The sequence below is a fragment of the Fortiea contorta PCC 7126 genome (assembly GCF_000332295.1).
In the GTDB taxonomy this organism is placed as follows: Bacteria; Cyanobacteriota; Cyanobacteriia; order Cyanobacteriales; family Nostocaceae; genus Fortiea; species Fortiea contorta.
Window position 1 is genome coordinate 565,884 of record NZ_KB235930.1, and the last position, 12,769, is coordinate 578,652.

At 40.2% G+C, this 12,769-nt stretch carries 11 protein-coding genes; 8 read left to right on the plus strand and 3 right to left on the minus strand.

Going from position 1 to position 12,769, the window contains the following annotated elements; all coding sequences use genetic code 11:
- The first annotated feature begins 57 nt into the window (after window positions 1-57).
- The 5 genes from MIC7126_RS0102680 to MIC7126_RS0102700 all read left to right on the plus strand — a co-directional run bounded on the left by MIC7126_RS0102680 (window position 58) and on the right by MIC7126_RS0102700 (window position 6,683).
- Window positions 58-1,251, plus strand: a complete 1,194-nt coding sequence (locus tag MIC7126_RS0102680) for a two-component system response regulator (protein WP_017651578.1) — start codon at window positions 58-60, stop codon at window positions 1,249-1,251.
- A 39-nt stretch (window positions 1,252-1,290) separates the two neighbouring features.
- Entirely contained in the window at window positions 1,291-3,609 is a 2,319-nt protein-coding gene (locus MIC7126_RS0102685; protein WP_017651579.1) for an NACHT domain-containing protein, read from the plus strand.
- A gap of 149 nt (window positions 3,610-3,758) precedes the next feature.
- Complete coding sequence (locus MIC7126_RS0102690) at window positions 3,759-5,084, plus strand: PQQ-dependent sugar dehydrogenase (protein WP_026099983.1); 1,326 nt, start codon at window positions 3,759-3,761, stop codon at window positions 5,082-5,084.
- Between the two features lie 105 nt (window positions 5,085-5,189).
- The gene (locus MIC7126_RS0102695; protein ID WP_017651581.1) at window positions 5,190-5,579 is read left to right on the plus strand and encodes a phosphomannose isomerase type II C-terminal cupin domain; all 390 of its coding nucleotides are present in this window, start codon (window positions 5,190-5,192) and stop codon (window positions 5,577-5,579) included.
- A 483-nt stretch (window positions 5,580-6,062) separates the two neighbouring features.
- On the plus strand, window positions 6,063-6,683 hold the full coding sequence (locus MIC7126_RS0102700) for a tetratricopeptide repeat protein (protein WP_017651582.1): 621 nt from the start codon (window positions 6,063-6,065) through the stop codon (window positions 6,681-6,683).
- A gap of 144 nt (window positions 6,684-6,827) precedes the next feature.
- Here the strand turns inward: MIC7126_RS0102700 and MIC7126_RS0102705 are convergent, their stop codons facing one another.
- Window positions 6,828-7,733, minus strand: a complete 906-nt coding sequence (locus MIC7126_RS0102705) for a peptidoglycan-binding domain-containing protein (protein ID WP_017651583.1) — start codon at window positions 7,731-7,733, stop codon at window positions 6,828-6,830.
- Window positions 7,734-8,187: 454 nt separating this feature from the next.
- Here MIC7126_RS0102705 and MIC7126_RS0102710 point away from each other — a divergent pair, with 454 nt between their 5' ends.
- Window positions 8,188-8,802, plus strand: a complete 615-nt coding sequence (locus MIC7126_RS0102710; protein ID WP_017651584.1) for a hypothetical protein — start codon at window positions 8,188-8,190, stop codon at window positions 8,800-8,802.
- 205 nt (window positions 8,803-9,007) lie between these two features.
- Window positions 9,008-9,160, plus strand: a complete 153-nt coding sequence (locus MIC7126_RS31110; RefSeq protein WP_017651585.1) for a hypothetical protein — start codon at window positions 9,008-9,010, stop codon at window positions 9,158-9,160.
- Between the two features lie 102 nt (window positions 9,161-9,262).
- Here the strand turns inward: MIC7126_RS31110 and MIC7126_RS0102720 are convergent, their stop codons facing one another.
- Complete coding sequence (locus MIC7126_RS0102720; RefSeq protein ID WP_017651586.1) at window positions 9,263-10,681, minus strand: LCP family protein; 1,419 nt, start codon at window positions 10,679-10,681, stop codon at window positions 9,263-9,265.
- A 417-nt stretch (window positions 10,682-11,098) separates the two neighbouring features.
- Window positions 11,099-11,506 carry a hypothetical protein gene (locus MIC7126_RS0102725; RefSeq protein WP_017651587.1) on the minus strand — a complete coding sequence of 136 codons (408 nt, stop codon included), beginning with the start codon at window positions 11,504-11,506 and terminating at the stop codon, window positions 11,099-11,101.
- Window positions 11,507-11,595: 89 nt separating this feature from the next.
- Here MIC7126_RS0102725 and MIC7126_RS0102730 point away from each other — a divergent pair, with 89 nt between their 5' ends.
- Window positions 11,596-12,768, plus strand: a complete 1,173-nt coding sequence (locus MIC7126_RS0102730) for an AI-2E family transporter (protein WP_017651588.1) — start codon at window positions 11,596-11,598, stop codon at window positions 12,766-12,768.
- Window position 12,769 lies beyond the last annotated feature (1 nt).

Below are 12,769 nucleotides of genomic sequence, written 5' to 3' on the forward strand. Positions count from 1 at the left end.
AATTTATTTATCAAATATGATTTTTTAATCAATAATTAATAAGAACTAGTGGAGTTTATGACAAAAATTTTAGTAATTGAAGATGAAGAATTAGTCAGAGAAAACCTTTTAGATTTACTTGAAGCCGAAAATTTTGATACGATAGCCGCCCCTAATGGACAAATCGGAGTAAATTTAGCATTTTCAGAATTTCCCGATTTAATTTTATGCGACGTGATGATGCCAGAAATTGATGGCTATCGAGTTTTATCAACCTTACGACAAGACCCAATCACCGCAACCATTCCTTTCATTTTTCTGACTGCTAAATCCGCTAAATCTGACTTTCGCCAAGGAATGGATATGGGTGCAGATGACTATCTCACCAAGCCCTTTACGCGGGCAGAATTATTGAGCGCGATTATGAATCGTCTGGAAAAACAAGCTACCTTAAAAAAATATTTATTAACCACTCAAACTGCATTGAAGACATTATCGCCAAGAATGCAGTTATTAGAAATGAATTTATCTCGAATTGTCCAAGAAAAGAAATTCCAAGAATTTGAGTTATCTTATCAACCAATTATAGATATTGCTTCTGGTAAAATAATTGCAGCAGAAAATTTATTAGGTTGGCTAAATCCTGAATTAGGTTTAGTAAATTTCTCAGAGTTCAGTCCTATAGCCGAAGCAGCAGGTCTAATTGTTCCAATTAATAACTGGATTTTAGAGAATGTCTGCCAACAAATTAATATTTGGCGTCACTATGCTAGATTGTTTGCCTTAACTATTAATATTAATGTTTCAGGGCATTTATTTAATCAACCAAACTTTTTTCAACAAGTAACACAACTCTTGGAAAGCTATAATTTAGCGCCGCAAGATATAGGTATAGAACTGAATGAAAGTGTGGTTATGCAAGATATTAACAGTGCTGTCACCACCATGACTAAATTACAATCCCTAGGGGTGAAAATCACAATTGATGAATTTGGCATGGGTTATTCTTCCTTGGCTAATCTGCAAGAATTACCAATTAACACCTTGAAAATTGGACGATATTTTATTCATAATATAACTAGCAACTCAGAAAAATCAGAAATTACTAAATCCTTGATTAAAATGTGTCATCGCCTCAAACTGGAGATAGTTGCTGAAGGCGTAGAGACAGAAGCAGAACTATCTTTTCTCCGGGAAAATAACTGTGACGCAGTACAAGGTGCTTTATTAAGTCGTCCATTACCAGCATCTGAGCTAGAAAATTTTTTCTAAGAACAAAAGTTTACTCATATAAATATAAAGTTTAGGCGAATGGCAAAAAGATCGTTGCAAGCATCAAGTGAGGGGATTAGAAAAGCTAAACAAGCTTTTAAACGTAAAGGCTGGACGCAAGAATATCTAGCCAGTGCGGTAGGTTTAGAAACTCGTCAGCCTATTTGGAAGTTCTTCACTGGGAAACCGATTGACCGCCAAGCTTTCAACGAGATTTGTTTTATCTTAGAGTTAGACCCGTCGGAAATTTCACAAAAACCCGCTATCAATGAATCGATATCTACAGAACCAACAGAAAACCCTACTCATCAACTTTTCGATATCGATGCTGTAGTCCAAAAATTGCGGGCTGCTCACTATGATAAAATCCAATCCCAATGTGGAAGTTTACATCTTTTAGATATTGCTCAACCCATCGAATTAAACGACCTTTATATTGATGTCAATATTCTCGAAGAAATGACGAGCAAAAGATGGGTAGAAAATACAAATCGCCTAAATTATGATGCTAGTGAATCTGACAGATTCGGTCTAGGTAAAATCCGGCAAAAAAGAGTTTGGGGAATCGAAGCCTTCGTCCAATATTCTAAGTTGATGCTGCTGGGAAAACCCGGCGCTGGGAAGACTACATTTTTGCAATCAATTGCTATTAGTTGCAATCAAGGATTTTTTCAACCAGATTGCTTGCCAATTTTTATAACTCTGAAAAATTTTACTGATGATACTAAAGGGCGTAGTCAAATTAATTTATTCAGTTATATTTATGAAAGTTTCGCTAATTTTGGTATTACTGAACAAGAACTAATCACAGTATTATCTCATGGCAAAGCCCTAATTTTACTTGATGGATTAGATGAAGTTGCCGGCGAAGATTGCGACGAAGTAATTAAAAGTATTCGTTATTTTCTGGATAATTTTTATAGAACTAGGGTAGTTATTACTTGTCGTATCGCTGCTCAAAGTTACAAATTTTATGGTTTCACTGAAGTAGAAATTGCCGATTTTACTAAAACACAAATTGCTGCTTTCGCTCAAAAATGGTTTTTGACAGTTGCGAAAAATTCGCATACAGAAGCTAGAGCTTTAGCGCAGAAGTTCATGCAAAAACTAGATTTAGCTGAAAATCGGCAGTTTCTGGAGTTAGCAACCACACCAATTTTACTCAATCTGACGTGTTTGTTGTTTCAATTTATAGAAGATTTTCCTGTTGCTCGCTCTGAGCTATATAGAAAAGGATTAGAACTATTACTAGTACGCTGGGATGAAGCTAGGGGAATTAAACGAGATCAAGCGTATCGTGATTTGTCATTATTGCAGAAAATTAAACTTCTGAGTCGCATTGCTGCAATTACCTTTGCTCAAGGAGATTACTTGCTACCGGAAGCGAAAATGCGACAACTTATTACTGATTATCTACGACATTTACCTAATGCAACTACTGATGCAGATGCTTTAGATTTAGAAAGTGTCTCCATCTTAAAGGCGATAGAGGCTCAACATGGGTTATTAATTGAACGAGCTAGAGGAATTTACTCGTTTTCCCATTTGACTTTTCAAGAGTACTTTACTGCTAGAGAAATTGTCGCTCATGCTAGTACAGAAACATTGTCAGAATTAGTCAATCACTTAAATGAAAAACGTTGGCGAGAAGTTTTTTTATTAAGTGTGGAAATTTTGCATCCTGCGGATGAATTATTAAAATTAATGAAGCAAAAAATAAATGCTGCTGTTAACAATGATGCCAAGTTAAAAAACTTTTTGCATTGGATATCCCGTAAAACTTCAGCGGTCAATGCACCTCATCATCCAGCTAGTGTCCGCGCATTTTATTTTACTTTAGCTCTACCCCCAGAACATCCTTTAGCCTGTAACCAAAGTTTAGCTATATCTTTAGACCATCAAATTGCTAGTAATCTCGCTGTTGATTTAGCGCTAGATTTAGCACTGACTCACGCTTTATCTGTGAGTTTAGCTATAACTGCTGATATCTTTTTTCAACGGTTCATAGCTCTCAATCTAGCTCTTGATCTTGAGCATTTATTAAAAGAGCAACCATCTTTACAAACAGCGCTACAAGATATTAAAAATCTTTTACCTTCAGCGAATCAAGGTAGAGAAGCATTAAAAATTTGGTGGTTAACTAACGGAGAAATTTGGATTGAAAAATTGCGGAATTTGCTGATTAATGATCGCCAAATTGGTCAAGTTTGGTTATTCACTCCAGAAGAGTGGCCGCGTTTGCAGCAGTACTGGGATGATAACCAATTACTCATGAATTGCCTTAAAGGCGCTAGTAATGTCACTCCAGATGTGCAAAAATCAATAGAAAACAGCTTATTTGCGATTGAGCAACTATAAATAGAGCGATGCAAATAAAGATTTGTTATTTGCATCATGCATCATCTGTACAACCGGATTGTATAGTTAATCAAAATCGCACTTGCGGCTGGCGACAATTATTCAAACTAAAGTTTAAAGTAAGAAAATTGTGTATAAATCTTGCTTTTATGAACATCTCTAGGCATTTTCTGATGTGGGGCTTGTTATTTACCACAGCAGCTTGTAGTCAGACTAGCGCTTCCTGGAATAATCCTGCATCATCACCCCAAGTAGCGCAGAATTCTACACAGCAAAAAAACATTATCCGTACTGAACCACTTTCACCTACACCAATCCGCATCAATTTAAAAAATTTACCCGCACCTTTTGCGACAGAAAGTGCTTCTAAATCGCCAGATGTGGTGTCAATTCCTGCTAACCCGGTGTTGCGAGTACCGCCAGGGTTTACAGTCAATGTGTTTGCTGAAGGTTTAGATGCGCCACGCTGGTTAGCTTTAACCCCTAGCGGTGACGTGTTGGTGACAGAAACTAGACAAAACCGGATTCGTTTGTTGCGTGACAGTAACGGGGATGGGGTGGCTGATGTGCGTCAGATTTTCGCAAGTGAAGTTAATGGGCTGAATATTCCCTTTGGGATGGCTTTTTCCAGTAATGCCTTTTTTCTAGGTAACACTGACGCGGTTTTACAATTTCCTTACACTAAAGGTCAACAGCAACTCAGTGGTACTGGTAAAAAAATTGCCAATCTACCTGGTGGTGGCTATAACCAACACTGGACGCGGAACGTAGTTGTATCACCCGATGGTAACAAACTATATGTTTCTGTTGGTTCCCAAAGCAACGTCAGCGAAGAACCGCTACCACGGGCTTCTGTACAGCAGATGAATTTGGATGGCTCCCAGGTGCAAACTTTCGCTGCTGGCTTGCGTAACCCAGTCGGGTTAGATTTTCACCCCGTCACAAAAGAACTTTATACTACCGTTAACGAGAGGGATGGTATCGGTGATGACTTAGTACCAGACTACCTTACACGCATTCGCCAAGGGGAATTTTACGGTTGGCCTTATGCTTATTTAACACCAAGCAACCTCGACCCACGCCAAAAGACAAATAATAGAAGTAAACGCCCGGATTTGGTAGCTCGTACCCGCACTCCCGATGTGTTGTTTCAAGCGCACTCAGCCGCTTTGGGTTTGCAGTTTTATGACGGTAATACATTTCCCGCCAAATATCGTCATGGTGCTTTTGTGGCTTTTCGTGGTTCTTGGAACCGCGATCGCGGTACTGGTTACAAGGTTGTGTTTGTTCCCTTCGATGCTCAAGGGCGATCGCCTAACTATTATGAAGATTTTCTCACCGGATTTCTGCTGAATCCATCTGTACCTACTACCTGGGGAAGACCTGTAGGTTTATTAGTGTTACCTGATGGTAGTCTCTTAGTCACAGAAGAAGCTAATAACCGCATTTATCGGATTCAGTACACAGGAAAATAGGGAGTAAGACAAGTTGACAAATTCCGCGAGCTTCACCCCAACTTCATCTAGTTTGAGTTAAATTACTGAACGATAGTAATAGTCATCTGTTTGGGGAAATTTGTTATGACTCAAAATGAGAATAATCCTCTACCTTTGTCACATGGTGGTGCAAGATATTGGGGTAATGTTGATGTCATCGAAGAAGGCGAAGGTTATAGAATTAGTCGAGTGGAAATTAAGCCTAGACACGGCATCAAACCACAAATACATTACCATCGTCATGAGCATTGGGTTGTGGTCGCAGGAGTTGCGAAGGTGACTTGTGGAGATGAAGAAATTTTACTCAATCGTAACGAATCAACTTATGTTCCTGCAGCTACACTCCACAAGGTAGAAAATCCTGGACATATTCCGCTGGTAATTTTGGAAATTCAAAATGGTGAGTATTTAGGTGAGGATGATACAGAACGTCCTTATGATTTAAATTTGCTTAAAGCTGTAGTAGAAATTTAGCAAAATAGAGATGTTGGCTCACAACATCTCTTATGAAGTATGAATTATGAAGTATGAATTATGAAATAAATAAACTTGTAGATTAAGCCTTTAATAGATTCGTCATGAATGCTTTATTTACCCTGTAGGGTATTAGAGCGCGTAACTCATGCAATTGGTGAACCCTATGATTATCATTTATTTTGATAATTTATCTAATTTATTAGCTAACTTTGGATTAATTATATATTGAGAAGATATACTTAACTCTTCTTAATTAATACTTTGATGTTCAGTATAAATGCGGTTTTGTAGTGATAACTACGCAGTTACTATTAACATACTATTAATATTTTATAAAAGTGCGTAAATACAGTTTTCAAAAGTCAACATTTTTGATTTAATGTACAAAAAAAGTTCCCTACAAAGTTCAGGAAATTTACTGTGTACAAACAGACTGTATTCATAGTTAGTGTTCTTTTATCAGGATGTTTTGTTGCCACTATGCCCGCAATAGCTGAAGCGCAGGTGTTGGTTGCACAAGCGAGAAACCCAGAGCTAACGCAACTGCTGGAACAAGGAAGAAGACTAGTGGATGCGGGTGACTATAATGGGGCGATCGCAGTTTATCAACAAGCAACTAGTCTCGATCCTAAAAACGCTAAAATTCATTCTGGGATCGGCTATTTATACGCTCAACAAGGTAATTTTCCAGCAGCGCTAGCAGCCTATCGTCGCGCTCTCGCTCTTAACCCTAATAATGGTGAATTTTATTACGCTGTCGGCTACATCAAAGGCAATTTGGGAGACACCCCAGGAGCCAAAGAAGCCTATCGCCGAGCCATACAGCTAAACCGCAACAACACTAATGCGTATTTAGGATTGGGCGTTATGCAAGCCCGCATGGGAGATTATGAAGCAGCAATGTGGGCTTATGAACAAGCAATTAATTTAGATCGAAACAACGCCCAAACTTATGAGTTAATGGCTTCTATGTACAAACAAAGACGCCAAACTAAGCAAGCAGGTAACTTATTAGCAAAAGCCCGTGACTTATACCAACGACGAAATGATCAAGATGGCGTCGCTAGAGTCGAAGCCTTGCTGCGAGAATTAGGAGGCTAAAATAAGTCGAACTGGCGTCCCGTCAGCTTTTTACAGGGGCGCACCAATTTAATATTGAGATATTATTTAATACTAATTTGAGGAAAGGGGAAAGGGGTTAGGAAAAGAGGTTTTTATCATTCCCTAGCCCCTACTCCCTAGCCCCTATCCAGGGAAAGACTTAACTAAATCGTCTCCTGGAATAACTGTGGTGTAGAAAATATATTCGTCATTGGTTTGATAGCGACGGTCTTGTTTAATAATCGCCATAAATTCTCGATGTCCTTGTCGTGTGCGCCCCACCAAACAACCAGCACTGGCGTTTTTGATATCGTTGGCTGGAGCATCATAGCCCCAGTGTTGATTTACCATGAACAGACCAGTATCTAGTTTGTCTCCTGTGCGTTTAAAGTCTTCATTGAAATCTCGATGAACTGTGATGGGTGCAACTTGTATTAATGCTTCGTGACGATCGGCGTTACCGTGGAATCCTACTCGCCAAGATTTGTATTGATCAAATTTAATTCTGGCTGCTCCTTTGGGATTCATGGGATTGATCGTGTAGAATCTACCTGGTTCTGTAGTTGCTTGCCAGTGATCGACAATTTTGGGCACGCCTTCTACGACTTCAATAACAATCCGTCGATCATTGAATTCATTAGCTCTATCTCCGTTGAGAGTCCAATCTCCACTCATCCCCTCAACATAAACAATGTTGTATTCTCTAGACCTAGAGAATACTTGATAGTCTTTTGCCTGCATGTATTTCACAATCCGACTGGCAATGTCATTGCCAAGTTTTAATGGAGGTTGAGGTATTTCATCTGGTTTGGTTTCAATGAGATTTTTCGCTGTGATTGGGCCTAAAAAGTCAGGTTCCCCACTTTTGGTGATTTCTTGAAACTTTTTGAGAGCCGCTGCGGAGATAGGGCCAAATCTCCCATCGGCTGGAGGTTCTAACAAACCCAAGTTAATTAATTGAAGTTGGATCTGACGAGTTAAATCTGCGTCATCGGCGACGGCTTCAAAATTCCATTTAGTCTGTGTCCCTAGAAAATCTTGTAGTCTCATGTTGCACCTGCCTGTGTCGAGTTATTTGCTAAGTATGTACAGATAAAATTGTGTAGATTGATTCTGTTTAAAGTTATATCCTTAGATATAAACTCTTAACAAAGATATTACTTACATACACAATTATACGATAGTCTCAGTACTGGGTTTTTGGGGTGGTATTGTCCTGTTTATTAAACTTTAAAGACAAATTGTATAAAATCTATAAACATTTAAGTAAAAGGACTTAAGTAAATACTAAAAATCCCCGCTATAGCTGAGAAACTGTTTAAGCCAAGCAACTATTTTTGTATAAAAAGTTTACATTGTCGTCTGAAAATTGTTTACATATAATATTATTCAATAAAAGTAGCATTGGCAACTAGCTTGTAATTCAAAAATACTGAATTTTGCGAATAAAAAATGAAGTTAGCGCCATCATCTCCCAAAATATAGTGTTATTACTGAAGTCAAAATGACAACACAAACATCTCTCCGCCTGCGTGACCTCAAATCGGAATATCAACAACTGTGGAATAGTTGCATTATCAAGCCAGAAAATGTCAATCAAATTCAAGAGATAGTGGCGACAATCTCCTCAAATCGACCTCGTTATCTAGGTGTGCAAAAAACAATCAACGTTCCTTGGTACTTCATCGCCGTGATTCACAATATGGAATCAACCTTGAAATTTACGAGACATTTGCACAACGGTGACTCACTCAAAAAACGTACAGTCAATATACCAGTAGCTAGACCCGCTCAAGCGCCGATCAATGGCTGGCAAGTAGGATACACTTGGGAGGAAAGCGCAATTGATGCTTTGACACTCAAGGATTTCGACAAAGTTAAAGATTGGAGTTTAGCAGCTCAACTGTGGCAATTGGAGAGATACAACGGTTTTGGTTATAGACAGTATCATCCAGAGGTGCTGACTCCTTATCTGTGGTCAGGAACTAATCTCTACACTCAAGGTAAATATACAGCCGATGGTCAATGGGATGGTGAGGCAGTTTCTACTCAAACTGGTGTAGTGGCTTTGCTGAAAATTTTGATTAGGGAAGAAAACTTGCAAATTAACATAGCTTAATTCTAATTCATCATGCGGATCAGCTGGTTTTCAAATATAATCAAAGTGGAAAGTAGAGTGTCAAAAAAAGTTAAAGTATTGCAAACATATCTGAATAAACATTGCAGAGATTATCGATATATTGAGAATCTGAATTCAAAGAGAAAAGCGCACTAAATTATAAATATCGCCATTAATAGCGGCTAAAAAATGGGAGTTTAAGATTATGGCTATCTCTCGAATTATCGCTAGCATCACTCAATATATTTCTGAAGCAGCAATGCGGATATTCGGCCCTACTGACGATGCTTATCCAGCAACTGGTATGCAACCATTTATGGGCGACCCTTACAAAAAAGGTACAGCAGATAACTGGTAGATATAGATGACTGTCGCTGTGCTGCAATTGAAAATTATCAATTCAAAATTCAAAATTAATGAAATAAAATAAAGGCGTGAAACAAACCTCACGCCTTTTTGTTTAAAGTTTTCTAGATTTATCGAGAATTTCTTTTTGTCGCAACCAATCTTTACCTACTTGGATGCTGACATCTGAGCCAAGATTTCCCGTACTTTCTACCCTCACTTCCCCAAAACCTAAACTTTGGCGAATGGATTCAGCGCTGTTACCGTCGCCTTGTTGCGCGACGATATGGGTGACGTCTAGAGGTTCACCCCATGCTTGAGCGATGTAGACATTACGATATCCGGCTTTTTCCAAGCTTCTAATTAAAGGTCGAAGCGTAGAGCGATCGCTACCTGTGCTATCTTGGATTGCTATCCGTAAAGCGCCGGGTTCTGAAGCTTCTTGTAGATTTGGTGATTCCAGCCCAAAGTGCTGCGCCATCAATTTAGCAATACTGTCTTTATTCGGCAACCAATAGCTAGCATCATACTCACGCTTCTCGCTAAAGCGACCAGGAAGCATTAACATTTGTGTATTGGCACGATTTGTCCGCACACCAAAACCCACGAGTGCAACTAGCTCCTCAACTGTCAAGTTAGTATCAATATGTTCCTTAACTACATCTAAAATTTGCGGTAATTTCGCAACAGTAGCGGGATTGAGGCTTTGTTCCATCAAAGCACGAATCACCATTTGTTGCCGCTGCACCCGGCCGATATCTCCTAGTTCGTCGTGGCGAAAACGCAGTAATTGCATCGCCTGTTCGCCCTTGAGATGTTGCTTACCTGCCTTCAAATTGATGTATAAATGTTGAGAATCATCTTGATACTTCATATCTTTGGGGACATAAACAGTCACACCACCCAAAGCATCAATGAGTTTAGCCACACCCAAAACATTAATGCGGACATAGCGGTCAATTCCCGCTCCACCTAGGAGGTTACTAACAGTTTTAGCAGTTAAAGCTGGCCCACCTTCCAAATTAGCGGCATTAATTTTTTTAACTCCATGTCCCTCTATGTCTGTGCGAGTGTCTCTAGGAATCGAGAGCATGACCATCTTTTTTGTCTCTGGGTCAAATTTGACCAAGAGCATGACATCAGCAAGACCATCAAAGGAGTTTAACTGGGGTAAATAGCGGAGATTTTTGGTTTCTGCGGGAGGGTTTTGGATATCAGGTGGTAACACACTCATTCCCATCACCAAGAGATTCACAGGGCGAGTTAATTGAGAAAATCGTAAACCACCGCCAGCGATGCGATCGCTATCAAATACCGCTTCTTCTTGGGGACTGAGTTGAGCTTGCTGCAGCGGCGTACTAGTCAGAGAAACCGCCAACAGCGCCCCCGCCATTGCCGAAACCATTGCAATACCGCCCATCCCTACCCAAAACCATAGCCAACGTCCAGCTTTAGCATTAGCAGAATTTTTATCGCCAGAGTTGGGCGCTTTTGCCGATTGGTTGTCTTCTGCTGAAGTTCTTTGAATGGTCACAGACTCCCTCACACTTACTGAGCAAATTCGGTAATTTTGTTAGATATGGAGACAAATCAAATCGTGATAGCCAATTCTTAATTATTAGCGCTAACTTTTTTGTTGTCGCGTCAACCACAACACTTATAGCAGTCTTTTAGTTTTTTGGCCGCAGTTTCCATACTGTTTTATAGCAGTATGACAACAATAAACTGGTTTGACCATATCTATCGGTAAAACATCTGTCATAGGCGATAATTTCGGTGATTATACTGAATCAACCTGAGAGGGAAATATGAACCTACTTTATCTACAAGGTAATAGCACGGGAATACGGAAAAATTTTGCTTTTTTATGCTATTGACACTCAGACTTGTGGGAGTAAGTAATTTTCTACTCTGATTGGGAACCGCGCCGTGGTTTGGCCGTTGAGAGTCTTTATGATAGGTGCTTGCTAAACATCCGCTCGGCAAAATTACTCAATCCTGGTAAACGTTTAGACTTGCCCTGAATGAGGCGAAAAATTAACCAGAGACTCACTAAAAAGTAACCAGAGGTGAACAAACTGTTGAGAATGAGTAAACGCAATGCCAAAAATTCTGCATTTTCAGCCCCGGTTGTGAACAACAGGTATCCTAAAAGCCAAGTAAACGCCAAAGTAATAGACAGACGACTCACCGCCATTTGTTCCCGACTGCCTTGACGGCGGTATAGTGTCCACAAAGAGGGGAAGAAACCAATGATGGGAATTAGATATAGAAGCAGTTGAGTTTTGGGGATGGAAGATTGGTAATTATTCCCATCACTTGGTGGAGATGAATTGTCAGATGGTGGTAGATTTTCCATAGTGAGAAGGATGAATGAAAGCAGAGTAATCAGAGATAATAAGCTTTGAGACAGGATTTTATTCAGTTCTATCCCGTAACCGGCTAAAGATGCAGACACGCAAGCTATTCGACTGGTGGGAGACACTAACACCCATCGCACGCATCGGCGCGATCGCACTTTTTATCCCCCTGCTAGTTCTCAATGGTTGGGCGATTTCGGCGATTTTTAATTATTTTCATTCTCTGATAGTCATTTTAGTCGGAGCTTCAGTCCTAGCTTTTCTGCTCAACTACCCTGTTAGCTGGATGGAGCGCCACGGTGCGAGGCGAGAGCCGATCGCTATTTTAGTGTTTTTATTGGCTCTATCGATTTTGTTGGCCTTGGGCGTGACTCTTTTTCCTCTAGCCCTGACCCAAGCGCAGCAACTAGTAGCCCGCATCCCAGAGTTAATTGACTCTGGGCGCTCTCAGTTAATGATGTTAAATGAGAAAGTAGAAGTTTTCGGTCTACCAATCAATCTTGATGCTTTGGTGTCACAAATCAACGATCGCGTCAAGGGACAACTACAAGCGATCGCTGGACAAGTTTTAAATTTGGCTGTAGTCACCGTCACTAGCCTGCTAGACTTCGTGTTGACGATGATTTTGACTTTCTATCTTTTACAGCATGGCGGCGAACTTTGGCAAAGTCTTGTAGAATGGCTTCCCTCTCGATTTCGAGATCCTTTCTCCAAAACCCTACGCCTCAGCTTTCAAAATTTCTTTATCACCCAACTAATCTTAGCTACCTGCATCGCCTCAGCCTTAATTCCCACATTTTTGTGGCTCAAGGTACCCTTCGGCTTACTCTTTGGCTTAACAATTGGGATTATGGCCCTGGTTCCCTTTGGTGGTTCTGTTGGTATCGCCCTGACTACCTTGTTAGTGTCATTGCAAGATTTCTGGATGGGGGCGAGAGTATTGATGGCGGCGGTGATTGTGCAGCAAATTCTCGAAAATTTAATTGCACCGCGCATTTTAGGCAGTTTTACTGGCTTGAATCCTGTTTGGGTAGTGATTTCTGTCTTGACTGGTGCCAGAATTGGCGGGTTGTTGGGTGTGATTGTGGCGGTACCGACTGCAGTTGTGATTAAAACTGCTTTAAGCGCCCTGCGTCCCATAGCAGAGAGTAACCAAACCCTGGAAGGTACCGAAGATATAACCACACCCGCTGTTGCTGTGGAATCTGTAACCACCGAAGCCAAAAATTCCTTGAGTATTTCCGAGGCGACATCGCCATAAT

Excerpts from the sequence above, each read along its gene's own strand:
- MIC7126_RS0102680 (WP_017651578.1), top strand. The coding sequence starts at position 58 with ATGACAAAAATTTTAGTAATTGAAGATGAAGAATTAGTCAGAGAAAAC.
- MIC7126_RS0102685 (WP_017651579.1), top strand. The coding sequence starts at position 1,291 with ATGGCAAAAAGATCGTTGCAAGCATCAAGTGAGGGGATTAGAAAAGCT.
- MIC7126_RS0102690 (WP_026099983.1), top strand. The coding sequence starts at position 3,759 with ATGAACATCTCTAGGCATTTTCTGATGTGGGGCTTGTTATTTACCACA.
- MIC7126_RS0102695 (WP_017651581.1), top strand. The coding sequence starts at position 5,190 with ATGACTCAAAATGAGAATAATCCTCTACCTTTGTCACATGGTGGTGCA.
- MIC7126_RS0102700 (WP_017651582.1), top strand. The coding sequence starts at position 6,063 with ATGCCCGCAATAGCTGAAGCGCAGGTGTTGGTTGCACAAGCGAGAAAC.
- MIC7126_RS0102705 (WP_017651583.1), bottom strand. The coding sequence starts at position 7,733 with ATGAGACTACAAGATTTTCTAGGGACACAGACTAAATGGAATTTTGAA.
- MIC7126_RS0102710 (WP_017651584.1), top strand. The coding sequence starts at position 8,188 with ATGACAACACAAACATCTCTCCGCCTGCGTGACCTCAAATCGGAATAT.
- MIC7126_RS31110 (WP_017651585.1), top strand. The coding sequence starts at position 9,008 with ATGGCTATCTCTCGAATTATCGCTAGCATCACTCAATATATTTCTGAA.
- MIC7126_RS0102725 (WP_017651587.1), bottom strand. The coding sequence starts at position 11,506 with ATGGAAAATCTACCACCATCTGACAATTCATCTCCACCAAGTGATGGG.
- MIC7126_RS0102730 (WP_017651588.1), top strand. The coding sequence starts at position 11,596 with ATGCAGACACGCAAGCTATTCGACTGGTGGGAGACACTAACACCCATC.